Below are 23,898 nucleotides of genomic sequence, written 5' to 3' on the forward strand. Positions count from 1 at the left end.
GCGCCATTTACCCGGTTTTTAAGATTTTTCCTACAGCGTCCTTTAGAAGCTTTCTCTAGCCTGACGCCTCCTGACGTTCATGGGCCGCCGTACCCGTCGCGTTGCCATTGGATGCCCGTCATGCCGAACAAAGCATTACGTATCATGATCGCCGATTCAGAGCATTTTCATCGAATGAAGCTTGAGCGCCTGTTCAACCAGCAAGGTTATTTCCGGATTGCGCCGGTGAACGACATGGAGGAATTGTTGCTGCTGGTGGAGTATGGCAGCGAGCCGTTCGACGTGATCGTCGCCAATGCCCGACTGGCAAGTGGCGGAGTGGAGTTAGCCGATTTCCTGGTCGACAACCCCCAGGTGCTTCACGGGTTGATCTACAACATGCCGCAGGCTGGCGTGTCGCCGCAGGTAGGCGGGCGCCGGTCTCACGTGCAACTGAGCCAGGCCGCGTTGCCCGAACCTGTTGCACTGGCCTGCCTGATGGCTCGTGCCGAGGGAGCGTGTATCAGCGAGCGGGCGCGCTCTTGACGAGGTGGTTGTCGCCGGGCCAATGACCGCTGGTCGCACCTGTCAGATCTGACAGGTGAATCCTGCCCATCGCTTGTGCAAGAGTTCGATGCCGTCTGGCACCAATGTCGTTTGTAATTACCCAGGGAGTTGCCGTGAAAGACATGTTGATCGTGGACGACCACCCTGTCATTCGAGGAGCGTTGCGGCTCATTTGCCAGAATGAAGGGGCTGCGCAGGTCCGCGATGCCAGCAGCGTGGCGCAAGCCAGGGCCTTGATCAAGGAAGGCATACCCGACCTGGTGATCCTGGACCTGGTAATGAACGGTTTCGACGGCCTTGAACTGTTGAGCTGGATCATGGCCGAGTTCCCGTCATGCGGGGTGCTGGTGTTTACCTCCCAGGATGCCCAGCATTTCTGCAATCGCTGTATCTCGGCGGGGGCCCGAGGGTTTGTCACCAAGAAAAGCGACCTGAAGGAATTGACCAAGGCCATTCATGCATTGAAGTCCGGTTATTCCTATTTCCCACAGATGTCCGTCCGCCTGGATTTCCAGCAGCGCACCGAACAGCAGGCGCTGGAGAGTCTCTCGATCCGCGAGTTGTCAATCCTGCGGATGCTGGCCATGGGCATGCGCGGCAAGGACGTCGCCGAAGCTTTGTTCCTGAGCCCCAAGACGGTCAGCACCTACAAGACCCGCCTGCTGGAGAAGCTTGGCTTGAAAACCCTGGTGGGCCTGTCGGATTTCGCCAAGCGCAATCACTTGTAGGGCACCGTGGGGAGCGCCTTGCCGCATGCGCTAGGCCATGTCGCTCTGGCTGAACTCCTCGGCGAGGAAGTCGATCAGGGTTCGCACCGAGGGCAGCAAGCCACGGCGTGAGGCGAATATCGCATGGACGATCCCGCATTTCGGTGTCCAGCCCGGCACCAGTTCCACCAGGCGTCCGGCGGCCAGGTCTTCGCGTACCACGACCGTGGGCAGGTGAGCGATGCCGATGCCTGCCAGCACCGCATGACGCAAGGCCAGCAGGTCGTCGGTGACCATGCGCGGTGCGTGGCGGATCAGCGCGCGGGTGCCGTCCGGGCCGAACAGCTCCCATTGGTATTCACGTTGCGCCGAACCCCAGTGGAGGCTGGGCAGGCCATTGAGGTCCGCCGGCGAGGCGGGGGACGACAGGCCTTCACGATAGACCGGGCTTCCCACCAGGCACTGGGTGCTGTTGCTCAGCACCTTCATGACCATGTCGGTGTTTTCCAACGGGGGGAAACGGACCCGCAACGCGATATCGAACCCTTCGTGGAGCAGGTCGACGCGGCGGTTGGTGCTCTCGATGAACAGCTCCACCCGCGGGTACTTGACCATGTAGCGGGTCAGCATCGGTCCGACCCAGCTGTTGAGCAGCGCCGTCGGGCAACTGATGCGCACCAGTCCCTGGGGTTCTGAGCGGTTGCGTTCGATCACTTCGGCGGCACTTTCAGCCTCGACCCGCATGGCCAGGCAGCGCTGGTAATAGGCCTGGCCGATTTCCGTCAACGAACAATGCCGGCTGGTGCGATGGATCAGCCTGACGCCCAGGCGCTCCTCCAGCTGGGCGATACGCCGGCTGAGCTTGGACTTGGGCATGTCCAGCGCCCGGCCAGCGGGGGCGAAGCCGCCGTGTTCGACAACTTGGGTGAAGTAGTACAGGGTGTTGAGGTCTTCGATGATCGTTCTCCTGATGGAACGCTACGGCCGATTTTTGCAGTCTAGCGCATCAAGGGGCGCGGTTTTAAGCTGTTCCATCGAATGGCAACACCCGATCGGAGACTCAGCATGAAAAACATCACCGGCGTCTATACCAGTCCGCGGCCTCATTGGGTCGGCGACGGCTTTCCGGTTCGCACGCTGTTTTCCTACGATAATCTGGGCAAACATGTCAGCCCGTTCCTGCTGCTCGATCATGCGGCCCCCAGCGAATTCGCACCGACCACCGAGCGACGCGGCGTAGGCCAGCACCCTCATCGTGGTTTCGAAACCGTGACCATCGTCTACCAGGGCGAACTGGAACATCGTGATTCGACTGGCAGCGGCGGCAAGATCGGCCCCGGTGACGTGCAATGGATGACCGCTGCGTCCGGCATCATTCACGAAGAGTTCCACTCCGAAGCCTTCGCCCGGCAGGGCGGGTTCATGGAAATGGTCCAGCTGTGGGTCAACTTGCCCGCCAAGGACAAGATGGCGCCGGCCGGCTACCAGACCATTCTCAAGGGCGACATCCCACAGATCGCTCTGAAGGACGGAGCCGGTAGCTTGCGCCTGATTGCCGGGTCCTTCGAAGGGCATCAAGGCCCGGCGAAAACCTTTACCCCGATCGACGTCTGGGACATCCGCCTGAACGCCGGGAAGCACCTGGCCGTGGCCGTGCATGACGGTTACAACACCGCACTGGTTGTGCTGCGCGGTACCGTCCAGGTCAACGGCCGTGAACGCGTCGAGCAAGGGCAACTGGCCCTGTTCGAACGGGCCGGCGACCAATTGAGCCTGCAAGCCGACCATGACGCGGTGGTCCTGTTGCTCAGTGGCGAGCCCATCGATGAACCCATCGTCGGCCATGGCCCGTTCGTGATGAACAGCCAGCAGGAAATCCTCCAGGCCTTCGAGGATTTCCATTCCGGGCGCTTCGGCCGGATGGACGGCTGAATGGTCGCATAGCCCTGTAGATCTCACCTGTGGGAGCGCGCTTGCTCGCGATAGCGCTGGTTCAGCTTGCATCAATGTTGAATGGGCGGCCGCCTTCGCGAGCAAGCTCGCTCCCACATGGTTTTGCGGTGTACTTGGGTTTTGTGTTCGTCACAGAGCCACTGTGGGAGCGAGCCTGCTCGCGAATGCGGTATCACAGTCGAAAAAGTTGTCGATTGGACTGGCCTCTTCGCGAGCAGGCTCGCTCCCACAGGGGGGCTGGGGCGTGCCTGGGATTTGTCGTGGGGTGACCTCTACAGCGTGTTCATTCTGTGCCAATCTTCGCCAATGGCCTTCCTGGAGCTGTCCCGATGCTGTCTCTGTTCACCGACCACCCGCTGCTCTGTGCCCTGGCACTGCTTGTGCTCGATCTGGTGTTGTGGCGGCTTGTCAGCGCCGACCGGACCTACTGGAAAATCGGTGTACGGCTGCTGATCTTTTCGTTGTTCAGCGTGCTGCTGTTCAACGAAGGCCTCAATCCCATGGAAAAAGCCCAGTGGGTCGACGACGTGCCCCGGCACCTCGCGGCGACCGGCTTGCAGATTGGCTGGTGGTTGTTCGCCGCGCGCACTCTGACGGTGATGATCGGTGCGGTGATGATGCAACGGGTCGGCCATACCGGGCGGCTATTGCAGGACCTGCTCGGTGCGGTGATTTTCCTGGTCGCGGTGATCGCCGCGTTGGCTTACGTGCTCGACCTGCCTGTCAAAGGCGTGCTGGCGACGTCCGGCGCGATGGCAATCATCGTCGGCCTGGCGTTGCAGAGCACCCTCAGCGATGTTTTCTCCGGCATCGTGCTCAATACCACAAAGCCCTATCAGGTCGATGACTGGATTTCCATCGACGGCACCGAAGGCCGGGTCACCGACATCGATTGGCGGGCTACACGGCTGCAGACCTCCCAAGGGAGCATGGCGGTGATCCCCAACTCGCTGGCGGCAAAGGCCAAGATCATCAATTTCAGCCGACCCAGCGATGTCCATGGCTTGTCGATCAGCATCCAGGTGAGCCCTCACGCACGGCCGCAAACGGTAATCGACGCACTGGAGCGGGCGATGGTCGGCTGCCGTGCGTTGCTGTCGAGCCCGGAGCCCTGCGTGGCGCTGAAAAGCACCGGCAGTGGCGGGGCGGAATACGAGATCAGTGGGTTCGTTGCCTCGATGGGCCAGAAGCGCGGGGTGCGCAACCAGTTGTTCGACCTGGCGTTCCGGCATTTGCAGGCGTCCGGCGTGAGCCTGCTGTCCACTAGTGAAAGTGCGGCTCCCGCCGTGGTGTCGCGGCCCCGGGCATTGCTGGAGAGCTCGAACATTTTCTCGACCCTGCGCCAGGATGAAAAAGACACCTTCAGCCAGAACATGACCTTGCAAACCTTCCGCGCCGGCGACGTGATCCTGGCGGCCGGGGAGGTCAGCGATCATCTGTTCATCATCGAGTCCGGGGTGGTCAGCGTGACGCTCATGCGTAAAGGCCAGCCGCTGGAGGGCGGGCGCATGGGACCGGGGGAAGTTATCGGCGAAGCCGGAATCGTCGCCGAACAGGCCGCACTGGCGAACTTCTCTGCCAAGACCTTCTGCACGCTGTATCGCATCGAGAACAGCTACCTCAAGCCCTGCCTCGAAGCCCGTCGCGATATCAACGACGCGATGAAGAACCTGCTGGACGTGCGCATGCACCTGGCCCAGAACCTGACTCGCGACGTGCCCAAGCCGGTGGCCAAGAAGCGTTTTCTGCAGTGGTTGCGCAGCCGGGCCTGAGTAGTACTTGTGGCGAGGGAGCAAGCTCCCTCGCCACAAGTATTCTTTGATTTCCGGACCATTGGCCACCCGAACTTCCCAACAATTGGCTATTTGTCCAGCGCCAGGGCAGGGCTAACGTAGCGCCACACCAAATTGTTTCAGGAGTTCACCATGCAACCGCGTATCGATTTCTACACCGCTTCCCCCGACGCCTACAAAGCCATGCTGACGCTGGAAAACACGGTGTCGAAACTGGGCCTGGAAAAGTCCCTGCTGGAGTTGGTCAAGCTGCGTTCCTCGCAGATCAACGGCTGCGCATTCTGCATCGACATGCACACCGCCGATGCGCGCAAGGACGGCGAGACCGAGCGGCGCCTGTACGCGGTGACCGCCTGGCGCGAAGCACCGTTCTTTACCGGCCGTGAACGCGCCGCGTTGGCCTGGACCGAAGCGCTGACACGCCTGAGCGAGACCCATGCGCCAGACGCGGACTACGCGCTGCTGAGCGAGCATTTCACGCCCAAGGAGATGGTCGATCTGACCGTGGCGATCAATGCCATCAACGGCTGGAATCGGCTGGCAGTGGGCTTTCGGAAAATGCCCGAGGTTTGATTCGAGCCCTGCTTACCTCAGGTAGTTCTTGGGCGTGAGACCGGTCATGAGCTTGAAGAAAGCGATAAAGGCGCTGTCGCTGGCAAAGCCCAGTTCGAAAGCGCAATAGCTCAGGCTGCGGCCAGTGGCGAGCAGTTCAATGGCGCGCATCAAGCGCCATTGCTGACGCCACTGCTGATAGCTCATGCCGGTTTCCCGTTGCAGGATTCGCCCGATGGTCCGGCCACTCGCGCCGATCTGCTGCTCCAGCACAGCCAGCGCCGGTGGCAGTTGTTCCAGAGTCTTGAGCAGCGGCGCCAGGCGCTTGTCTTGAGGCAGCGGCAGCAGCATCGGCTGTGGTGCCGCCTGGCGGATTTCCTCCACGCACAGGCCCAGCAGATGCGCGTTGCGGCCCTGCATCCAGTCGCTGTCAAACGCAGCGTGGGCGATCGGTTCAAGTACGGCGCGCAGCAGTGGCGAAACCTCGATGATGCGCACTTGCGAAGGTAGATCGGCGCACAAAGCCGGCGTCAGGTAGATTGATCGATACTCCACGCTCTGTTGCATCACTGCGCGATGCGGCGTGCCCGGTGGAATCCAGGCCGCTCGTGAGGGGGGCAGCAGGCAAAGTTGCCGTTGCAAGGTGATGCGCGTGCAGCCGTGAAAGGTGAACAGCAATTGCCCACGCCGGTGAGCGTGCAAGCCAGAATCGTGATGACCCAGCGTTGCGGCGATGCCAACGACCGGCGCGTGATGGCGATCGGGGTCGAAGCGGGCGTGAGCGTCGAGCCAAGCCATGAGTTTGTCCGATTTCAGCGATTTATTGTCAGGCCTTGGATAATACGACAGCCATAGCGTTTATAGACTGCTCGCCATTCTTTCAGCGAGCACTTTCCATGACATCCCGTCCCCTGCTTCATCTGGCGATCGCCCTGGTCATGTTTCCCCAGATCGCCCAGACCCTTTACAGCCCTGCATTGGCAGACATCAGCCAGGCCTTTGCCGTCAGCGCCCAAATGGCGGCGCAGACGCTTTCGGTGTTTTTCCTGGGGTTCGCTCTCGGAGTGGTGGTATGGGGGCGCCTCTGCGATCGCGCGGGCCGTCGGCCCGTCATGCTGGCCGGCCTCGCGTTGTACGGGGCTGCGACCGTGCTCGGTTTGAACGCCTCAAGCTTTGACGCGTTGCTGGCCTTTCAGGCCTTGGCCGCGTTCGGCGCCGCAGTCGGTTCGGTAGTGACCCAAACGGTTTTGCGTGACCGCTTCCAAGGCGCCGAACTGGGCCAGGTCTTCTCGATCATCGGTATCGCATTGGCGGCCAGTCCGGCTATCGGTCTGTTCAGCGGCGCGGGCCTGGTGGAGCTCTTCGGGTATCAAGGCGTACTCGGCGCACTTTTGCTGCTGTCGTTGATCCTGCTGCTGTGGTGCGTGTGTGCCTTGCCCGAAACCTTGCCGGTCCGACTGCCTCCACCGCCGCTGTTGAAAATCCTCTGGCGCATGCTGGTGGACCCGGCCATCTGGCGTTCGGCATGGCTGGTGGCTGCGTTCAACGTGGCGCTGTTCAGCTACTACAACCTCGCACCGTTCCAGTTCGAACGGCTCGGCTTGAGTCCCGCCATGTTCGGTTACAGCGGAGTAGTTCTGGCGTTGGGTTCAGGCTTGGGCGCCTGGCTCAACAAACGCCTGCTGGCACGCGGATTCGACGGCAATCAATTGTCGGCCCTGGCGGCGATTGTCCTGCTGGTGGGCGGTTCGGGCGTGCAAGGCCTGCTCGACAGCGGCAGCTTTGTCGCACCGATGTTGCTGGTAGTGCTGGCGTTCGGCATGGCGATCCCCAACGTCCTGGGTGCGGCGCTCGTACATTACAAGGATTGCCTGGGCACGGCCGGCGCGCTGTTCGGCCTGTTCTACTACGTGCTGATCGGCGCTGCGCTGATGCTCGCCGCCTGGTTCCAGGCGCTGGGCTGGACCTTGATCCTTTGCGGCACGCTGGCGGTGGGCTTGACGGTGCGCCAGTTGCTGCGTGCCAAACGCCAGTCATCCCGTGCCGGGAACTAAGCCCGATCACATTTCTTCTACCCACAATAGGCGGCCCAAAGCCGCCTTTGTCAGAGGAGTCGATCATGCAAGTTCAAGTCAACAGCAACCATATCGAAGGCAGTGTCCGATTGCAGGAGTGGGTCGGCAGTACGGTGGTGGACGCGCTACAGCGTTTCGAAGACCAGTTGGCCCGGGTTGAAATCCACGTCAGCGACGAGAACGCCCAGAAGGGCGGCGCCGCTGACAAACGCTGCCAGATCGAGGCGCGCCTGCAAGGCGTTGCGGCCATCTCCGTAAGCCACAAGGCCGAAAGCCTGGAGCTGGCGGTCGAGGGCGCCGCCGAGAAAATGCTGCATGCGCTCGATCATCAGGTTGGCAAGCTCAACCCCGCCGTCGAATCCATGGGGCGCGTGACCGCTCCGGTGGATGAAGCGCCACCGGAATTGGTGGACGCCATGCTGGAGGAAGACTTCCTCGCAAACCAAGAGGCTCGTGGCAAAGAATAAAAGGAGACGATCATGACCGCTCATCAACCCTTCAGCCGGCAGGTATTGGCCGAGCTTCTGGCATTCGACGAACAGCCGAGCCTTTCGTTGTATATGCCTACCCACCGTACATTCCCCGAACGCAGCCAGGACCCGATCCGCTACAAGAACCTGGTGCGCGAACTGCAGACGCAACTGGAACAACAGCATCCGGGCGTCGATTGCGCGCCGTTGCTTGAGCCTTTTCATGCGCTGGTGGACGACCAGGATTTCTGGAACTCCAATCGGGACGGCATCGCCGTATTCGGCGCCCGTGACTACTTCAAGGTCATCGCGGTGAACCAGCGCCTGCCGCAATGCGCATTCGCCAACAGCCATCCTTATCTGAAGCCATTGTTGCGTCTGGTCCAGTCGACCGAACGTTATCAGGTGCTGTGCCTGACCCGTAACGAGGTGTGGTTGTACGAGGGCTCCTCCCAACAACTGGAAAAAGTCGAGCTGGCCGACGAGGTGCCGCGCAACCAGAACGAGGCGCTCGGCGATGAACTGACTTCAGGTGACCAGCAGGGTTTTCCCAACGGCTTCAGCCGCAGCAGTGAGCGCGGCGATCCGATGATGCATGAATCCGCCGGCGGCGGTAAGCAGGACGAAATCAACCTCGACCGCGAGCGTTTTTTTCGCGCCGTAGACAAAGCCATCCTGGAACATTACTCGCAGCCTTCGGGCTTGCCGATGATCCTCGTGGCCCTGCCGGAAAACCAGGCGGTGTTTCGCGCGGTCAGCCATAACTCGCAGTTGTTGGCCCAGGGCATCGATGGGGACCCTTCGAGGTTGAGCGTGGAGGAGTTGCGCGTCCAGTGCTCCAAGGTCATGGCCCACAGCCATTCGGATCGGGTCGTCGACAGCCTCAATCGTTATGGCGTCGCGGTCGGCCAGGGACGGGCGCTGGACAACCTCGCCGAGATCGCCAAGGCCGCTTGGGAAAGCCGCATTGCGCTGTTGCTGGTGGAGGCGGAGCGCCAGGTGCCCGGCCAGCTCGACGCAGACAAGGGCCGCTTGATCATTGACGAGACCGGCGATGAACAGGCGCCTGACGTGCTGGACGAATTGATCCTGGCCGTGACCCGGCAGGGCGGCGAGGTCATCGTCGTGCCGCCTGAGCATGTCATGCCGACCGATACGGGGGCGGCGGCGGTGTGCCGGTTCTAGGCAATCCCAGAGGCAGTGTCGAACCCTGTGGGAGCGAGCTTGCTCGCGATAGCGGACTGACCTTCAACATAAATGTTGACTGATATACCGCCATCGCGAGCAAGCTCGCTCCCACATTTTATTTTTTCTGCCCAGGCGGTCGGACGGCGTTTGCTTCCAATTAATAAGAACGATTACTATTCGTGCCCCGTCCCCACAGCACGCCGCGATGATTCCCAAGCTGCCTCGCAGACCCGGCTTTTTCGAGTATTACGAAGAGTTGATCGGCACCTGGACCCGCCGCCTGCGCAACCGCGAGCAGGCCGAGGACCTGGCCCACGACGCCTTCGTGCGCGTGCTCGAGTCCGATTCGGCGCAGGTCGAGCAGCCACGTGCCTATCTGCACCAGACAGCGCGCAATATTGCAGTGGACGGCTATCGGCGTGAAGATCGACGGGGCGCCATGGAGGAAGCGGCGCTTGACCCTGGTTATTCGTTTGCGGGCGACCCGGAGCACTACATGCACGCGATCCAGCTGGCGGACTCCATCGAACGGGCGCTTGCCGAGCTGCCGGCCCATTGCCGCACGGTGTTTGTCTGGCAGAAGATCGAAGGCCTGACCCAGGCGGAAATCGCCGAGCGCCTGGGCCTGTCAAAAAACATGGTGGAAAAGTATATGATCCGCACCCTGCGCCATCTGCGTGATCGCCTCGACGGACCGGATCAATGAGCGGTCGTCCTTTTCCACCCGAGCCACAGGACCCTTCCATGATGGATAGCCGTGACTGCCCGTGCGGGCAGAGCAGGGTTCGCGACGAGGCGGCGCAATGGTTCGTGCGTCTGCAGGACCCGGTCATGAGCCTCGACGAGCGTCAGCGTTTCGAGGCCTGGCTGGGCGAACACCCCAACCACCGCGATGAAATTCAATTGCTGCAAGGGATCTGGAGCGCAACGGACCTGCTGTCCATGGAGCGCTTGCAAGCGCTGTGCGAGCGGCCTGCCGAACGCCCGAGACGCAGGCCTTTGCTGCGCTATGCGGTGGCCGCCGGATTGGTGGCGGTGGCGGTCGGGCTGGGGCTGTTCAGTGGCCTGGGTGCGTCGAGCGATTACCGCAGCGAATTCGCCACTGCCCTCGGTGAGCGTCGACATGTCGCGCTGCCGGATGGCTCGCTGATCGACCTCAACAGCCGCAGCCATGTGCGTGTTGTCTTCGAACATCGCCAACGTCGGGTAGAGCTGGTCGAGGGGGAGGCGCTGTTCAGGGTCGAGCATGATGCCGCGCGCCCGTTCACCGTTGACGCGGGCAACGGCCAGGTGACGGTGACCGGGACGCGCTTCGACGTGCGCCGCGATGCCGGCAGCACCCGGGTGGCGGTGGAGGAGGGTAGCGTCAAGGTCCAAGGGCGTGATTTCCCCATCAATCTCACGGCCGGCCTGGGTACCCGGATCGATGCTCAAGGCAAGGTCGCGTCACCGTACCCGATCAACGCCGATGAACTCACCGCGTGGCGCAACGGCAAGCTGGTGTTCAACAACGCGCCGTTGAGTGAAGTCGCCGAGGAGGTCTCCCGTTATCGCGCCAGGCCCCTGCGGGTTGCCAGTGCCGCGGTGGGCAACCTGCGCCTGACCAGTGTGTTTCGTTCGGACAATCCCGAGGCGCTGCTCAAGGCCTTGCCGAACATCCTGCCGGTGGCCGTGCGCACACTTGACGACGGCAGCCAGGAAATAATTGCGAAATAGATTCAGGTTTTTTTCGAGTTCTTCGTCTTCTTGTCCAACTGCAACTGGTTTGCATTAACAGACGCGTATTCTTGCGATTCGACAGGACAAGGTTCGACGTGAAAACTTCCGCCAAGAACAACAAACGTACCGCCACCCGTTGGCTACCGCTGGCGCTGACCCTGGCGGTCAGCGCCGCGTTGCCCGAAGCTTTTGCCGACCAGACCGTCACGGCGATCCACATCCAGGCGCAACCCTTGGGCCAGGCGCTGAGCCAGCTTGGCCAGCAGACCTCGTTGCAGGTGTTTTTCAGCGCGGAGCTGGTGGCCGGCAAACAGGCCCCGGCGGTGCAGGGCAACCTGTCTCCCGAGGTGGCCCTGGGTCAATTGCTCAAGGGCAGCGGTTTGCAATACCAGATCGATGACGGCTCGGTGACTGTACTGCCGGCTCCTTCGACGTCTACCGATGGCCCACTGGAGTTGGGCGCCACCGAGATCCAAGTGGTCGGCGACTGGCTTGGCGACGCCAACGCCGAAGTGGTACAGAACCACGCCGGCGCGCGGACGGTGATCCGCCGCGAAGCGATGGTCGAGCAGGGCGCCATGAACGTCGGCGATGTCTTGCGGCGGGTCCCGGGCGTGCAGGTGCAAGACGCCAACGGCACCGGTGGCAGCGACATCGCCCTGAACGTCGGCGTGCGCGGCCTGACCTCGCGCCTGTCGCCGCGCTCCACGGTACTGATTGACGGCGTACCGGCGGCCTTCGCGCCGTACGGCCAGCCGCAACTGTCCATGGCACCGATCTCGTCGGGCAACCTGGACAGCATCGACGTGGTACGCGGTGCCGGCTCGGTGCGCTACGGACCGCAGAACGTCGGCGGCGTGATCAACTTCGTGACCCGTGCCATCCCGGAAAAAGCCACCGGGGAAATCGGCAGCACCCTGGAGACCTCCAAGCACGGCGGCTGGAAGCACATCGATACGGCGTTCCTGGGCGGTACCGCCGATAACGGGCTGGGCGTGGCGCTGCTGTATTCGGGCATCAACGGCAACGGATATCGCAAGAGCAACAACGATAACGACATCGACGACGTGATTCTCAAGACCCACTGGGCGCCGACCGACGTTGATGATTTCTCGCTGAACTTCCACTACTACGACGCCGAGGCCGACATGCCCGGCGGCCTGACCCAGGCACAATACGACGCCGACCCGTACCAGTCCGATCGCGACTGGGACAGTTTCAGCGGCCGCCGCAAGGACGTGTCGTTCAAGTGGATCCGCGAAATCGGCGAGCGCACCCAGGCCGAAGTGTTGACCTATTACTCCGACAGCTTCCGCGGCAGCACCATCGCCTCGCGGGACCAGCGCAACCTGGTGTCCTACCCGCGTAGCTATTACACCTTTGGCATCGAGCCGCGGGTGTCCCATGTGTTCGACCTCGGGCCGACCACCCAGGAGGCCAGCGTCGGTTATCGCTACCTCAAGGAAGGCATGCACGAGGAGGCCAGCCGCCTGGCGCTGCGCAACAACGAACCGGTGGTGCGTCCGGGCGCCGACGGTCACGTCTATCAGGACCGGACCGGTGGTACCGAAGCTCATGCGGTCTACATCGACGACAAGATCGACGTGGGCAAGTGGACCATCACTCCGGGCATCCGCTTCGAAAGCATCAGCACCGAATGGCACGACCGCCCGGTGCTCGACACCGCCGGCCGCCCGGTGCAGGAAAAGCGCCGCAGCATCGACAGCAACGAACCGTTGCCGGCCTTGAGCGTGATGTACCACCTGTCCGACGCCTGGAAATTGTTCGCCAACTACGAGACCTCGTTCGGCAGCCTGCAGTATTTTCAACTCGGCCAGGGCGGCGACGGCAACAACACCGCCAATGGCCTGAGCCCGGAAAAGGCCAAGACCTACGAGATCGGTACGCGCTACAACGATGACGTGTGGGGCGGGGAAGTGACACTGTTCTACATCGACTTCGACGACGAGTTGCAATACATCAGCAACGATGTGGGCTGGACCAACATGGGCGCCACCAAGCATCAGGGGCTGGAAGCGTCGGTGCACTACGACATGGCCGCGTTGGACCCGCGCCTCGACGGCCTGACCGCCAGCGCTGGTTTCACCTATACCCGGGCCACCTATGAAGGGGACATCCCGAGCTTCAAGGGCCGTGACCTGCCGTTCTATTCGCGCCAGATTGCCACCTTGGGCCTGCGCTACGAAGTCAATCGCTGGACTTACAACCTCGATGGCTTCGCCCAGTCCGGGCAACGTTCACCGGGCAACAGCGTGAACCCCGATGGCAGTTTCAGCGATAACTACATCACCGACGGCACCGCCGATGGGCAGTACGGCGACATGCCGGGCTATATGCTCTGGAACGTTCGGGGCGGCTATGATTTCGGCTCGCAGCTGTCGAACCTGAAACTCGGCGCGGGGGTGAAGAACCTGTTCGACCATCAGTACTACACGCGTTCCAGCGACAACAACTCGGGTATCTACGTCGGCGCGCCGCGTACGTTTTTCGTGCAGGCGAGTGTCGGATTTTGATTCAGTACCAAGGCTGAGGTACCCCCTGTGGCGAGGAGATACCTGTGGCGAGGGGATTTATCCCCGCTGGGCTGCAAAGCAGCCCTAAAATCAACCCATTGATGTATCAGGTAGATCGAGTCTTGTGGTTTGGGGCCGCTACGCGGCCCAGCGGGGATAAATCCCCTCGCCACAATCAGCTCTTTGCCACCGGAGGCTTTAGACCTTCAACACCTTCCCGCTGACCGCCACCGCCACCAGCGACAGCGCAATCAATCCGAACGCAATGGCCAGGCTGCTGCCATGGGCGACAAAGCCGATCAGTGCCGGCCCCGCGAGGATGCCGGCATAACCGATCGTGGTGATGGCCGGCACGGCGATGGCTTCGGGCATCAGGGTCTGTTTGCCGACGGCGGTGTACAGCACTGGCACGATGTTCGAACACCCGGCGCCGACCAGCGCATACCCCAGCAGCGCCGCTTGCCACATCGGTGCGAGGGTCGCCAGGAAGAAACCTGCTGCGGCGATCGAGCCGCCGTAGATGATCACGCGCTTGGCACCCAGGCGATGCACCACCGAATCGCCTGTCAACCGGCCGACGGTCATGGTCAGCGCAAACGCGGCATAACCCAACCCGGCGTAGGCGGTATCCACCGCACGCTCGGTGGTCAGGAACACCGCGCTCCAGTCCAGTACCGCGCCTTCGGCCAGGAACACGATAAAGCAGAGGATGCCGATGAACAGCACCACGCCATGCGGAATGGCAAACGCCGGTCCCGAGCTTTCACTGCCGTAGGGCAACAGGTGCGGTGCGGCCTTGAACAACGCCACCAGCAAGACCGCGTTGACCACCAGGGTTGCCGCCAGCGGCGAAAGCCCGAGGCCGAGCAGGGCGCTCACGCCGGCCGCGCCGATGATTCCGCCGAGGCTGAACATGCCGTGGAAACCCGACATCATGGTCTTGCCGCTGGCGCGCTCGACGATCACCGCTTGCAGGTTCACGGTCGAATCGACGGTGCCGAGCCCGGCGCCAAACACGAACAATGCCGCCACCAACCAGGGCAAGGAACTCATCGACGCCAGCAGCGGCAACGCCAGGCAGATCAGGATCGTACCGCCACTGAGTACCCGACGGCAGCCGAACCGCGTCGCCAGCGCACCGGAGATCGGCATCGCCAGGATCGACCCGACCCCAAGGCATAACAGCAGCAAGCCGAGGGTCCCTTCATCCAGGTTCGCCCGCGCCTTGGCATAAGGCACCAGCGGCGCCCAGGCGGCAATACCGATTCCGGCAATGAGATAGGCGATGCGGGTGGACATCTGTTCCAGGCGTCCGGGAACAAAAGTGGGCGGGGGTGTTATGGCAGTCATGAAACGTCCTTGGCTTTGGTGCGGTGCGGTGATGCAGGCAGGGGCCTATGCTTGCATATCCACTGACCGCACCGCGACCCCAAGGTGCCGACGCCTTCTTCGTGCATACGGTCGATCCTATCCGCACCTGTCGAACCTGACAGTTTACGGCTCGCTCCTTTGTGCCTATCAATGCGAAACGGTTTCGTACCATTGAAGCTCGTGAGCTGTGGGCTCGGGAGCGCAGGAGGCGAAGATGGATCATCAGACTCAACTCAGGCTGACCCGGGAACTTCTGCGCCTCATTGACTGCAATGAAACCAGCCAGGCCGAGTCGCTTTCTCTCAACCCGGTGACCCGCTACACGTGCGTGGCGCATCTGGCGCGCGAGCAGGCCGTGCTCTTTCGCGGTGTCCCGCTGATGGTCGGCCTGTCCTGTGAATTACCCGGCTCCGGTGATTACCTGACCGATGATCGGTGCGGCGTGCCCATCGCTGTCGTCCGGCTCCCGGATGGCGGGCTCAGTGCATTCGTCAACGTTTGCCGCCATCGCGGCGCGCGTGTTCTGGAAGATCGAGGAACGTTGACGGGCTCGATGGTTTGTCCCTATCACGGTTGGGTCTACGATCTGGCTGGCAACCTGAGGACGGTGGCGCCCGCTGAGAGTTTCCAAGGCTTGACGTGTGCCGAGCGGAGCCTGACGCGCCTGGCGGTGTACGAGCAGCACGGGCTTATCTGGGTCAGCTCGGTGCCTGGCCGCGTCATCGAGCCGCTGGCGCCGATGGGAGCGCTGACCCAGGAAATCGCCAATTATCACTTCGAGAAATTTGCTCTTTATCGACGCGTTCAGCTCGATAAAGCTTTCAACTGGAAAATGGTCATAGAGACCTTCCTGGAGAACTGGCATTTCCCATTCGTGCATCGCAGAACGGTACTGCCAATTTTCTTGCCCTCGGTCAGCCTGTTCGAGGCATTTGGTCGCCACGGGCGTTTGATCATGCCACGCCGCTCCATCCTGCAGATGCGCGACGAGCCCATTGAGCAATGGAGCCTGCTCAAACATTCGCTGATCATCTATTGGCTGTTTCCCAATACCCTTTTGCTCTGGCAGGGCGATCATCTGGAAACCTGGCAGGTCTTTCCCGATCAAGAACGTGTTAATCGATGCACGGCTCAGGTGTCGCTTTATACGCCGCAGGCCGCGACGTCGGTTCGCGAACGCGAATACTGGGATAAAAACATGGCGCTTTTGCTCGAAACGGTGGACGGCGAAGATTTCGAAATTAGCGAGCGTATCCAGGGCGGCTTGCGCTCCGGCGCCCAGGAACACCTCACATTTGGCCGTCATGAACCGGCGCTGCAGCATTTTCATCGGCAGATCTGGCTGGCTTTGGAAGAGGCCCCGGCGCCGGCCGACTGATATTGGCGGAGCTTCGAACAAGCGCCATAGGCTTGCCTGAGTGCGTTTTATAGCGTCAGGATCTAGAGTATCGACGCCTTCTTGCTCGCTCCGGATTTGTTCTCATGACGCAGTTCTACAACGCACGCGGCAACCTCTACGGAGTCGTCTCACCGCAGCAGGTGCGTGCCCAGGGCATCGGCCTGCCGTCGTCCGCCGCCGAGGCGGCCTCGTTACGCCAATCCTGGGCCGGCGCCGCCGTGCAGGCCTTCTGCGCCTGGGCGCCGGGGGAGGCGCCGCCGGATGCCAAGGCTCATCGCAGTGATGGGCTGCTGGTCGGCCCGTTCCAGGACACGCCGCCCTTCGACCTGCTGATCGTCAATACCGACGGGACGCTGGCCGAGCGTAGCGGCAATGGCCTGACGATTTTTTCCCTGGTTCTGCAAGAGCGGGGGTTGCTGGTGGGCGATGACGATTGCGTACTGCAGGTTCACCACGACAAACCCGACGGTATCTCACCGCTGCGGACATCGGTTCGCGCCGCTGAACTGGGCGGGGTCCCAGGCTTCTGGCTGGACCTGGGGACACCGCTGTTCGGGCCCGCTGCCGTGGGCGCTCAAGGTGTAGCAGCGGTGACCTTCAAGCAATGCGCGGTAAGCCGGGTGCCTGCGCTGCATGGCTTGAACCCGGCGTGGGGCAACAGCCAATTCGTGCGCATCGGCAATCCTCATTGCGTAACGCTGGTGGATGACGTGGAGGCGTTGCCAGGTCTTGCGCAGATGCGCGCCGAGGCGCTGGCGCAAAGCCTGACCAACATTGCCTATGCAGCGCCTGGCGGGGCGGGGATTCCTTGTCCGGCGGGCGTCAACCTGCAATGGGCCTGGCGCGCCGCCGACGGACAAATCGCCGCCCGGGTGTTCGAGCGGGGCGAAGGCCCAACCGCGTCCTCCGGCACCAGCGCTTGCGCCGTCGCGTGTGCCGCGTGGTGGGTGGGCTGGGTGCAGGCCGGGACGGTGAGCGTCATGATGCCCGGCGGTACTGCGCCAATCCTGTTGCAAGAGCGGGAGGGTGAGTTGGTACGGGTCAGCCTGTTTGGCACGGCCAGCGCCATGCGTTAGGCGTCGATGGCGGTAAAGGCCGGTGCAACCTCGTCCCACTTTGCTGTACTGCTTAAAGTCGCCCGGTCGTCTCGTAGGCCGTGTCACTGGTGAATGAAACGTTCGGCCCTGGCTGCCAACGAATCTCCGCAGAGTCCTGGCGGCGAACCATGCACTTCCATTCCACTTGTTGCTGCGCAGGCAGTTGGATAACGCTGCTCCGGCGATTATTGGAGCCCTCCAGCGGCACGGCGTGGCGAGGATCCCACGCCCCCAATTCCAGGGACGACCCAACGGCGTAAACGCTTTCGCCGTGCTGAGCGCCTGGGTTGTCGCAATGAAAGCTGACCGAAACCTGCGGCGGTTCGGCAGGGATGCTCCAGATGCGGATGGCGCCGTTGTCCCACTCCAGTGCCGCTGCCTGCATACCTTGAGGCAACTGCTGGAGATCCGACTGCAGGGCGATTACCAGGGCTTTTCGGCTGCCGCTGGTAGTCGCCACCAATCCCGAGTAATTGGGGTGGAAGCGGATTGGCGAGTCGGCGCGAATACCCGCGTCCTTGCGCAATTTGATCAGCCGACGAATCAGCTCATCCCGTTGCCAGTCGTACATGTGAGCCCAATACACGGTCGGCGTACCGGGGCTGCTGAGAATGTAAGCGTAGGCCTGGTTGATCAACGCATCGGCGACCGGCCAGTGATGTTGGCCGCCATAGGCGCCGGGTGAGTAGCCGGTGTCGTGGTTATCGACGAAGGTGACTGCGATTCGGCGCCAGGCCGGGTCTGGATTGCCGTTCAGGCCATGGCGCCATTCGGCGATCGGACCGTTCTGCATGCGCTCCTTGAGCGCGAAGTCGAACACCGGGCAGTGTGAGCGATCCGACCAGTCTTTTAATACTTCCTGCCAACTTGCGCCGTGCCGCCAGTCACTCGGTGGATACTCGTTAGGGCTTTTCCAGTTTTCGCCGACACAGAACTGTTGGCTGCCGAAGGCCTCCATCCACTTATCCACCGTTTCGGGAGCGTAACCCCGGACGAAGTCGAAGCGCAGGCCTTGCGCGCCGTAGTTGTCGCGCAGGTTGATGAACTCATTCTTGAAGGTTTCAGCTACTCGCTGGTTGCCGGTATTCAGATCCGGGTCGCCCTCGTCGAATGCGTCGCCTTCATCGCATGCAGGGCGGCAGTCCTGCCGCCACTCCCCGCTGCCTCGAACAAACATCGAAGGGCCGTCTCGTTCAGCCATGTGATTGGGCACCACGTCGTAGATGACCTTGACCCCGGCCTTGTTCAGCGCGGCCGCTGCCTGACGCAGCTGTGCGTCGGTACCGTAGCGGCCGTCCTTCTCGAAGCTGTGCCAGAAGTAACCTTCGCCGCCCCCCGAAACGGTCCCGTTGTTCCAACTTGATTGATCCGCCCATGGCGGTGGCATCCAGATGGCGGTAAAGCCGTCGGCGCCAATCGTGTTGGCCATGCGCGAGAGCACCGGGTACCACTTTTCCGTGTTGCGGCTGGAGTTCCAGTGAAAGCCTTGCAGCAGGATTTCCTCTGCGCTGCCATTACGCACGGCATCGGTTGCAGCCATCGCTGGCAAAGCTAAAACAATGCCCAGCAGCAAGCCCGGCAGTGACGTCCTTTTCATGGCCGTTTCCTCAAGTGATCGGTGATGATCACTTTGAGGCGGGCTCGGAGCGCGGTCACCTGTCAGACCTGACAGGTCGATGGTTTTTTTCTTGGAGTCGTTGCCGTTGGTTCCGCTACGTCAACCTGCCCGGGGGGGAAACTCCACCACCGGCATCTGCCGCTTCATCAACACTTCACCATTGCGAATCGAGTAAAGCGGCAGGCCCTGGCTGCGGATCACTTCGTAGTCGCTGTCGGCCGAGAGGATCAGCAGGTTCGCCGGGCGTCCGGGTTCCAGTCCGTAACGTTCGCCCAGGGCCATGGCCTTGGCGCTGTTGTCAGTGACCAGGTCCAAAGCGCTTTGCAGGTTGCGGTAGCCGAGCATATGGCAGATGTGCAGCCCGGCTTCGAGCACGCGCAGGATGTTGCCATTGCCCAACGGATACCACGGGTCGACGATCGAGTCCTGGCCGAAGCAGACGTTCATCCCGGCTTCGAGCAGTTCATTGACCCGGGTGACGCCACGGCGTTTGGGGAAGTTGTCGAAGCGTCCTTGCAGGTGAATGCTTTCGGTGGGGCACGATACAAAGCTGATGCCCGAGTGCCCGAGCAGGCGGAACAGCTTGGCGCAGTAGGCGTTGTCGTAGGAGCCCATGGCCGTGGTGTGGCTGGCGGTGACCCGGGCGCCCATGTCGCGGCTGCGGGCCTCTTCGGCGAGTACCTCGAGGAAGCGCGAGTGCGGGTCGTCGGTTTCGTCGCAATGCACATCCACCAGGCAACCGGTGCGCTCGGCCAGGTCCATGAGGAATTTCACCGAGCTGACGCCTTGATCGCGGGTGTACTCGAAATGCGGAATGCCGCCCACCACGTCGGCGCCCATGCGGATGGCTTCTTCCATCAGTTCGCGACCGCTGCGGTAGGACTCGATGCCCTCCTGGGGAAACGCGACGATCTGCATGTCGACCAGATGACGGCTTTCCTCGCGCACTTCCAGCATTGCCTTGAGCGCGGTGAGCGTCGGGTCGGTCACGTCGACGTGGGTGCGCACATGCTGGATACCATGGGCGGCGAGGGCCTGGAGCGTCTTCCTGGCGCGGGTTTTGGTGTCTTCGTGGGTGATGGTGGCCTTGCGTTCGCCCCAGCACTCGATACCTTCGAACAGCGTACCGCTCATGTTCCAGCGCGGTTCGCCGGCAGTCAGGGTGGCGTCCAGGTGAATGTGCGGCTCGACGAAGGGCGGCACCACCAGGTTGCCGCCGGCGTCGAGGTCTTCGGGGCCCAGGCTGGGGGCCTCGGTCTGGCGGGCGATGCTGGCGATCAGGCCGTTTTCCAGGTGCAGTTCATGCAAGCCTTCGCGGTTGCGCAGGCGGGCGTTGATGATGTGCATCAAGCGAGTCCTTTATAGGTCTTGTAGAGGCGCGTCAGCGGTGCGAATACCCATCACGCCGATCAATAGCACATACGTTAGCGCGCCGGTGGCGATTCCTACCAGCGGCGCGACCCAGGGTGAATTGAAGGCGGCCACCGTGCCGACGCCGTAAGCACACAGCCCGGGCCAGTTGAAGGCCGGCAGTTGCGCCGCGGCCAGGCGCGGATAGCGACCACGCCAGCGGAAGAAGAAGTCGGCCATGATCACCCCGCCAATCGGTGGGATCACGGTGCCGAGCAGGATCAGGTACGGCACCAGCAAATCGTACATGCCCAGCAGCGCCAGCAGCGTGCCGATCACCGCGCCGGCCAGTGTGACGGTCTTGCGTCGGCGGGTGCGCAGCAGGTTGCAGCCGGCCACGGCAAAGTTGTAGATCGTGTTGTCCTGGGTGCTCCAGATGTTGAGCAGAAGCATCGCCATCGCCGCCATGGCGAAACCTTGCAGCAGCAAGACTTCGACCACATCGGGCTGCTGGTAGACGATGGCTCCGTAGGCGCCGATCAGCACCATCAGGCCATTGCCGAGAAAAAAACCGATCAGGCTGGCCAGCACCGCGACCTTTGCCGAACGGGAAAAGCGCGTCCAGTTGGTCGCCTGGGTGGCGCCGCTGACGAACGTGCCGAACACCAGCGTGATCGCGGTCGACCAGTCGAGGCTGCCGGTGGGCACTACCGCGAGCAGGCCATCGAGGCCACCGACCTGCTGCGTGGCAACCCACATCGAGAGGATCAGCAACAGCATCATCGCCGGGACGGCGACGTACGAGAGGATTTCCAGCCCGCGATAGCCGATGTAGGCCGTGGCGCAGAAGCCCAGCCCGAACAGCACCATCAACCCCAGAACGGTGCCCTGGCTCAATTCGAAATACTTGCCCAGCACCACCGCCGCAGTGGCCGTGCCCCAGGCGTACCAGCCGATCTGGGTGAAGCCCAGGATCAAGTCGCTGAGCTTGCTGCCCACCTCGCCAAAACAGAAGCGGCCCATCAACACTGAATTGAGCCCGCTCTTGAAGGCGATGTAACCCAGGCTGGCCGCGTACAGCCCCAGCAGCAGGTTGCCGATGACAATCACGCCGAGCATCTCGGCGAAACCGAACGCCACGCCCAACTTGCCGCCGGCAAACATGGTCGCGGTGAAAAAAGTGAAACCCAGCAGCACCATGGCCGTGGAGGCGAGGCCCTTGCGGGCGTGCATCGGGACTTCGCTCAAGGGGTAGTCGTTACCGGGATCGTTCTGAGTCATGTGGCGGTCCTTGCAGAGGAGGGAATGCCGCAAGCGTGCAGCGGCCGTGCCAAACGAGTGATTGCCGGTTATTTATAGCCAACGGGTGGGTCGGGTGGGCTTCGAGGAGCAAAAGCGGTGCAGGGAGTGGATCAAGTTGGAACACGGATCGTGTTACCCAGAAGTACCTTGTGGGAGCGAGCCTGCTCGCGAATGCGGTAGATCAGTCGATGACTATGTGACTGATCGGACGCTTTCGCGAGCAGGCTCGCTCCCACAAAAGGTTGTAGGGGGGCCCTCAGGCAGGCGAGTGCGACGGCAAGAACCGCATCACCGCCGCGACGATCGCTTCCGGCGCGTCCTCCTGGACCAGATGCCCGGCATTCGGTACAGGATGGAACAGCGCCCCCGGGATCATCTTGTGCAACGCCCGGCCGCGTTCGATGGGGATCCACTGGTCATCCTCGCCCCAAAGGATCTGCGTTGGGCAGCGTACCTTCGGATAAAGGTCCTGGACCTCGTCGGTGTAACGCTCGTCCATCTGCGCAATCTGCCGGTAGAGCGCGGCCTGGCCGGTTTCGCCGAGCCAGGGCTGGACGTACGGGGAGAGCTCTTCATCGGTAATGCAGCGCTTGATCGCGCCACGGATATAGGTCGGCACGATGGCCCGCTGGATGTAGTCGGGCAGGCCGCTGAACGCCGCTTCGTGCTGGCGTACGTGTTGCACGAACGCAGAGCCCCAAGGCGACAAGGCTACCGGGTCGATCAGGGTCAGGCTGCGGTAATCCTTGCCATCGAGCAGATGGGTGCGCAGGGCCGTGGCGCCGCCAAAGTCATGGGCGATGACGTCCGGGCAATCCAGCTTCCAATGCTCCAGCAGTCGGGCAAGCAGCCGGTTCTGAACACCGAGGGACACGTCTGCATCGGGTTGCGCGGATTGGCCATAACCCAACAGGTCGAAGTAATGAACCTTGTGCGTGGCGAAAAACAGCGGGGCGATCCGGTGCCATACATAAGAGGAGAACGGCGTGCCATGGACAAACACCAACGGCGCGCCGTCGCCGTGAATGGCGTAGCGGATGGGGTGCCCGTTGAAGTCGTATTCCTGATCCAGCGGCCAGTGGGTCATGATGGTGTCCTCTTGGTAGATCCGAACCAAGGAGGATAGACACAAAGGCCGCCAGGTTCATTCGCCGTGGTAGATGCAGCCGCTGGTGCAGGTCTCGTGGATGCGGATGGCGCTGAGTTCCGGCAGCAGCGGCTTCAACTCGTTCCAGATCCACTTGGCCAGGACTTCGCTGGTGGGGTTTTCCAGACCGGGGATGTCGTTGAGGTAGTTGTGGTCCAGGCGCTCGTAGAGCGGCTTGAAAATCGCCTTGATTTCCGAGAAGTCGCGAATCCAGCCGGTGTGCGGGTCGATGTCGCCGCTGAGGTGGATCGCCACCTTGAACGAGTGACCATGCAGGCGTCCGCACTTGTGGCCTTCCGGTACGTGGGGCAGGCGGTGGGCGGATTCGAAGGTGAACTCTTTGAAGATTTCCACAGATTTGGCTCTTTAAATGGACGGTCGCGAGGCAGGCGGCGCAGTTTATCAGTTTGATCCCCGCGTTGCGCGAGCGTGCTGACTAAAGGGTCAGCAAACCTGGCTGTCCTACCGGGTCCTGGCTGAAGCGTAGACGCCGCTGCGCTCTCGCTTGCCAACCGCTATTACCAGAATGACGATCCGCTCCTCCTCTATGCGATACACGAGTCGATACCCAGCCCCGCGTAACTTGATCTTGTAACAATCCTTCATCCCGTGAAGAGCATCACCCGGTACGCGAGGGTGCCCTTGTCGCTCTTGGAGTTTTTTCAAAAGCTGCAGACGGACCGCACCGTCCAGTTTTCGCAGCTCTTTCAGGGCCTTCGGATCCCATTGGACATCATATTCAACGCCCATTGGCGATATCAGCTTCAGCCTCGCCAATAAGGTCATCGAGCGATATGCGTACCCGCGATTCGTTGGCCTCGATCCGCGCTTTGACTACTTGGGCCAGCTCCAACTCGTCCAGGCGCTCTATCATCGCTTCGTAGACCTCCGCCGGTACCATGTAGCCCATCACGCGGTTATGGTTCAGCACTGCCACAGGTGAGCCGTTCGCGCCACTCAGGACCGCGGACGGATTTTTCTTCAGTTCCGATACGCTGACAGCCACATCAGCCAAGACGATTTGCATGACCAGGCTCCTTTAAAAGTGCTTTATTTTGGTCTTTTTTTGCGCGTTCA

23 protein-coding genes are annotated in these 23,898 nt (G+C 61.9%); 13 read left to right on the plus strand and 10 right to left on the minus strand.

All coding sequences use genetic code 11. The features are described 5' to 3' along the window. Positions 1-120 precede the first annotated feature (120 nt). Together J3P86_RS08785 and J3P86_RS08790 are read left to right on the plus strand one after the other, a co-directional pair. On the plus strand, positions 121-525 hold the full coding sequence (locus tag J3P86_RS08785; RefSeq protein ID WP_434699968.1) for a response regulator: 405 nt from the start codon (positions 121-123) through the stop codon (positions 523-525). 134 nt (positions 526-659) lie between these two features. Further along, positions 660-1,274, plus strand: coding sequence for a response regulator (locus J3P86_RS08790; protein WP_434603435.1), 615 nt, complete (start codon positions 660-662; stop codon positions 1,272-1,274). A gap of 30 nt (positions 1,275-1,304) precedes the next feature. Here J3P86_RS08790 and J3P86_RS08795 read toward each other — a convergent pair whose 3' ends face one another. Beyond that, complete coding sequence (locus J3P86_RS08795; RefSeq protein ID WP_434631419.1) at positions 1,305-2,210, minus strand: LysR family transcriptional regulator; 906 nt, start codon at positions 2,208-2,210, stop codon at positions 1,305-1,307. Between the two features lie 108 nt (positions 2,211-2,318). On the opposite strand from J3P86_RS08795, the gene J3P86_RS08800 reads away from it, so the two are divergent. The 3 genes from J3P86_RS08800 to J3P86_RS08810 all read left to right on the plus strand — a co-directional run bounded on the left by J3P86_RS08800 (position 2,319) and on the right by J3P86_RS08810 (position 5,572). Next, positions 2,319-3,185 carry a pirin family protein gene (locus tag J3P86_RS08800; RefSeq protein WP_434699969.1) on the plus strand — a complete coding sequence of 289 codons (867 nt, stop codon included), beginning with the start codon at positions 2,319-2,321 and terminating at the stop codon, positions 3,183-3,185. A gap of 350 nt (positions 3,186-3,535) precedes the next feature. Next, positions 3,536-4,978 carry a mechanosensitive ion channel domain-containing protein gene (locus J3P86_RS08805; protein WP_434624975.1) on the plus strand — a complete coding sequence of 481 codons (1,443 nt, stop codon included), beginning with the start codon at positions 3,536-3,538 and terminating at the stop codon, positions 4,976-4,978. Positions 4,979-5,131: 153 nt separating this feature from the next. Further along, the gene (locus tag J3P86_RS08810) at positions 5,132-5,572 is read left to right on the plus strand and encodes a carboxymuconolactone decarboxylase family protein (RefSeq protein WP_434569239.1); all 441 of its coding nucleotides are present in this window, start codon (positions 5,132-5,134) and stop codon (positions 5,570-5,572) included. Between the two features lie 12 nt (positions 5,573-5,584). Here J3P86_RS08810 and J3P86_RS08815 read toward each other — a convergent pair whose 3' ends face one another. Continuing rightward, the gene (locus J3P86_RS08815; RefSeq protein ID WP_434624972.1) at positions 5,585-6,349 is read right to left on the minus strand and encodes an AraC family transcriptional regulator; all 765 of its coding nucleotides are present in this window, start codon (positions 6,347-6,349) and stop codon (positions 5,585-5,587) included. A 98-nt stretch (positions 6,350-6,447) separates the two neighbouring features. Here J3P86_RS08815 and J3P86_RS08820 point away from each other — a divergent pair, with 98 nt between their 5' ends. The 6 genes from J3P86_RS08820 (at position 6,448) to J3P86_RS08845 (ending at position 13,537) form a co-directional block, all read left to right on the plus strand. Beyond that, positions 6,448-7,605 (plus strand): MFS transporter, encoded by a 1,158-nt coding sequence (locus tag J3P86_RS08820; RefSeq protein ID WP_434624970.1) that lies wholly within the window; start codon positions 6,448-6,450, stop codon positions 7,603-7,605. A gap of 65 nt (positions 7,606-7,670) precedes the next feature. Beyond that, positions 7,671-8,093, plus strand: coding sequence for an HPF/RaiA family ribosome-associated protein (locus tag J3P86_RS08825; protein ID WP_434569238.1), 423 nt, complete (start codon positions 7,671-7,673; stop codon positions 8,091-8,093). Between the two features lie 12 nt (positions 8,094-8,105). Continuing rightward, positions 8,106-9,281, plus strand: a complete 1,176-nt coding sequence (locus tag J3P86_RS08830; protein ID WP_434624968.1) for a hypothetical protein — start codon at positions 8,106-8,108, stop codon at positions 9,279-9,281. A gap of 208 nt (positions 9,282-9,489) precedes the next feature. After that, the gene (locus tag J3P86_RS08835) at positions 9,490-9,990 is read left to right on the plus strand and encodes a sigma-70 family RNA polymerase sigma factor (RefSeq protein WP_434624966.1); all 501 of its coding nucleotides are present in this window, start codon (positions 9,490-9,492) and stop codon (positions 9,988-9,990) included. Positions 9,991-10,028: 38 nt separating this feature from the next. Then, positions 10,029-11,000 carry a FecR family protein gene (locus J3P86_RS08840; RefSeq protein ID WP_434624964.1) on the plus strand — a complete coding sequence of 324 codons (972 nt, stop codon included), beginning with the start codon at positions 10,029-10,031 and terminating at the stop codon, positions 10,998-11,000. A gap of 98 nt (positions 11,001-11,098) precedes the next feature. After that, positions 11,099-13,537, plus strand: a complete 2,439-nt coding sequence (locus J3P86_RS08845) for a TonB-dependent siderophore receptor (protein WP_434699971.1) — start codon at positions 11,099-11,101, stop codon at positions 13,535-13,537. Positions 13,538-13,735: 198 nt separating this feature from the next. Here J3P86_RS08845 and J3P86_RS08850 read toward each other — a convergent pair whose 3' ends face one another. Further along, entirely contained in the window at positions 13,736-14,887 is a 1,152-nt protein-coding gene (locus tag J3P86_RS08850; RefSeq protein ID WP_434699972.1) for an MFS transporter, read from the minus strand. Between the two features lie 235 nt (positions 14,888-15,122). On the opposite strand from J3P86_RS08850, the gene J3P86_RS08855 reads away from it, so the two are divergent. Beyond that, positions 15,123-16,286, plus strand: coding sequence for an aromatic ring-hydroxylating oxygenase subunit alpha (locus J3P86_RS08855; RefSeq protein ID WP_434699973.1), 1,164 nt, complete (start codon positions 15,123-15,125; stop codon positions 16,284-16,286). A gap of 104 nt (positions 16,287-16,390) precedes the next feature. Continuing rightward, positions 16,391-17,383 (plus strand): diaminopimelate epimerase, encoded by a 993-nt coding sequence (locus J3P86_RS08860; RefSeq protein ID WP_434699974.1) that lies wholly within the window; start codon positions 16,391-16,393, stop codon positions 17,381-17,383. 52 nt (positions 17,384-17,435) lie between these two features. On the opposite strand, the gene J3P86_RS08865 is transcribed toward J3P86_RS08860, so the two are convergent. From J3P86_RS08865 to J3P86_RS08895, 7 genes are all read right to left on the minus strand, one after another. Next, positions 17,436-19,001, minus strand: a complete 1,566-nt coding sequence (locus J3P86_RS08865) for a glucan 1,4-alpha-maltotetraohydrolase domain-containing protein (protein WP_434624958.1) — start codon at positions 18,999-19,001, stop codon at positions 17,436-17,438. A gap of 120 nt (positions 19,002-19,121) precedes the next feature. After that, on the minus strand, positions 19,122-20,369 hold the full coding sequence (codA, locus tag J3P86_RS08870; RefSeq protein ID WP_434624956.1) for a cytosine deaminase: 1,248 nt from the start codon (positions 20,367-20,369) through the stop codon (positions 19,122-19,124). A gap of 12 nt (positions 20,370-20,381) precedes the next feature. Continuing rightward, a complete protein-coding gene (codB, locus tag J3P86_RS08875; RefSeq protein ID WP_305495863.1) occupies positions 20,382-21,653 on the minus strand; it encodes a cytosine permease in 1,272 nt (423 codons plus the stop codon). 277 nt (positions 21,654-21,930) lie between these two features. After that, positions 21,931-22,761: an alpha/beta fold hydrolase gene (locus J3P86_RS08880; RefSeq protein ID WP_434699975.1), complete on the minus strand. Its 831-nt coding sequence runs from the start codon at positions 22,759-22,761 to the stop codon at positions 21,931-21,933. Between the two features lie 57 nt (positions 22,762-22,818). Beyond that, positions 22,819-23,175, minus strand: a complete 357-nt coding sequence (gene queD, locus J3P86_RS08885; RefSeq protein ID WP_025212792.1) for a 6-carboxytetrahydropterin synthase QueD — start codon at positions 23,173-23,175, stop codon at positions 22,819-22,821. A 108-nt stretch (positions 23,176-23,283) separates the two neighbouring features. Next, the gene (locus tag J3P86_RS08890; protein ID WP_434699977.1) at positions 23,284-23,571 is read right to left on the minus strand and encodes a type II toxin-antitoxin system RelE family toxin; all 288 of its coding nucleotides are present in this window, start codon (positions 23,569-23,571) and stop codon (positions 23,284-23,286) included. Then, entirely contained in the window at positions 23,561-23,848 is a 288-nt protein-coding gene (locus tag J3P86_RS08895; protein ID WP_434624949.1) for a type II toxin-antitoxin system Phd/YefM family antitoxin, read from the minus strand. Before J3P86_RS08895 ends, J3P86_RS08890 begins: the two co-directional genes overlap by 11 nt. Positions 23,849-23,898: the final 50 nt, after the last annotated feature.

The organism is Pseudomonas sp. D1-1 (genome assembly GCF_051132225.1).
Taxonomy (GTDB): domain Bacteria; phylum Pseudomonadota; class Gammaproteobacteria; order Pseudomonadales; family Pseudomonadaceae; genus Aquipseudomonas.

Excerpts from the sequence above, each read along its gene's own strand:
- J3P86_RS08830 (WP_434624968.1), top strand. The coding sequence starts at position 8,106 with ATGACCGCTCATCAACCCTTCAGCCGGCAGGTATTGGCCGAGCTTCTG.
- codA (WP_434624956.1), bottom strand. The coding sequence starts at position 20,369 with ATGCACATCATCAACGCCCGCCTGCGCAACCGCGAAGGCTTGCATGAA.
- J3P86_RS08825 (WP_434569238.1), top strand. The coding sequence starts at position 7,671 with ATGCAAGTTCAAGTCAACAGCAACCATATCGAAGGCAGTGTCCGATTG.
- J3P86_RS08815 (WP_434624972.1), bottom strand. The coding sequence starts at position 6,349 with ATGGCTTGGCTCGACGCTCACGCCCGCTTCGACCCCGATCGCCATCAC.
- J3P86_RS08800 (WP_434699969.1), top strand. The coding sequence starts at position 2,319 with ATGAAAAACATCACCGGCGTCTATACCAGTCCGCGGCCTCATTGGGTC.
- J3P86_RS08840 (WP_434624964.1), top strand. The coding sequence starts at position 10,029 with ATGATGGATAGCCGTGACTGCCCGTGCGGGCAGAGCAGGGTTCGCGAC.
- J3P86_RS08880 (WP_434699975.1), bottom strand. The coding sequence starts at position 22,761 with ATGACCCACTGGCCGCTGGATCAGGAATACGACTTCAACGGGCACCCC.
- J3P86_RS08865 (WP_434624958.1), bottom strand. The coding sequence starts at position 19,001 with ATGAAAAGGACGTCACTGCCGGGCTTGCTGCTGGGCATTGTTTTAGCT.
- J3P86_RS08810 (WP_434569239.1), top strand. The coding sequence starts at position 5,132 with ATGCAACCGCGTATCGATTTCTACACCGCTTCCCCCGACGCCTACAAA.
- J3P86_RS08850 (WP_434699972.1), bottom strand. The coding sequence starts at position 14,887 with ATGACTGCCATAACACCCCCGCCCACTTTTGTTCCCGGACGCCTGGAA.
- J3P86_RS08895 (WP_434624949.1), bottom strand. The coding sequence starts at position 23,848 with ATGCAAATCGTCTTGGCTGATGTGGCTGTCAGCGTATCGGAACTGAAG.
- J3P86_RS08855 (WP_434699973.1), top strand. The coding sequence starts at position 15,123 with ATGGATCATCAGACTCAACTCAGGCTGACCCGGGAACTTCTGCGCCTC.
- J3P86_RS08820 (WP_434624970.1), top strand. The coding sequence starts at position 6,448 with ATGACATCCCGTCCCCTGCTTCATCTGGCGATCGCCCTGGTCATGTTT.
- J3P86_RS08805 (WP_434624975.1), top strand. The coding sequence starts at position 3,536 with ATGCTGTCTCTGTTCACCGACCACCCGCTGCTCTGTGCCCTGGCACTG.
- codB (WP_305495863.1), bottom strand. The coding sequence starts at position 21,653 with ATGACTCAGAACGATCCCGGTAACGACTACCCCTTGAGCGAAGTCCCG.
- J3P86_RS08785 (WP_434699968.1), top strand. The coding sequence starts at position 121 with ATGCCGAACAAAGCATTACGTATCATGATCGCCGATTCAGAGCATTTT.
- J3P86_RS08835 (WP_434624966.1), top strand. The coding sequence starts at position 9,490 with ATGATTCCCAAGCTGCCTCGCAGACCCGGCTTTTTCGAGTATTACGAA.
- J3P86_RS08890 (WP_434699977.1), bottom strand. The coding sequence starts at position 23,571 with ATGGGCGTTGAATATGATGTCCAATGGGATCCGAAGGCCCTGAAAGAG.
- J3P86_RS08860 (WP_434699974.1), top strand. The coding sequence starts at position 16,391 with ATGACGCAGTTCTACAACGCACGCGGCAACCTCTACGGAGTCGTCTCA.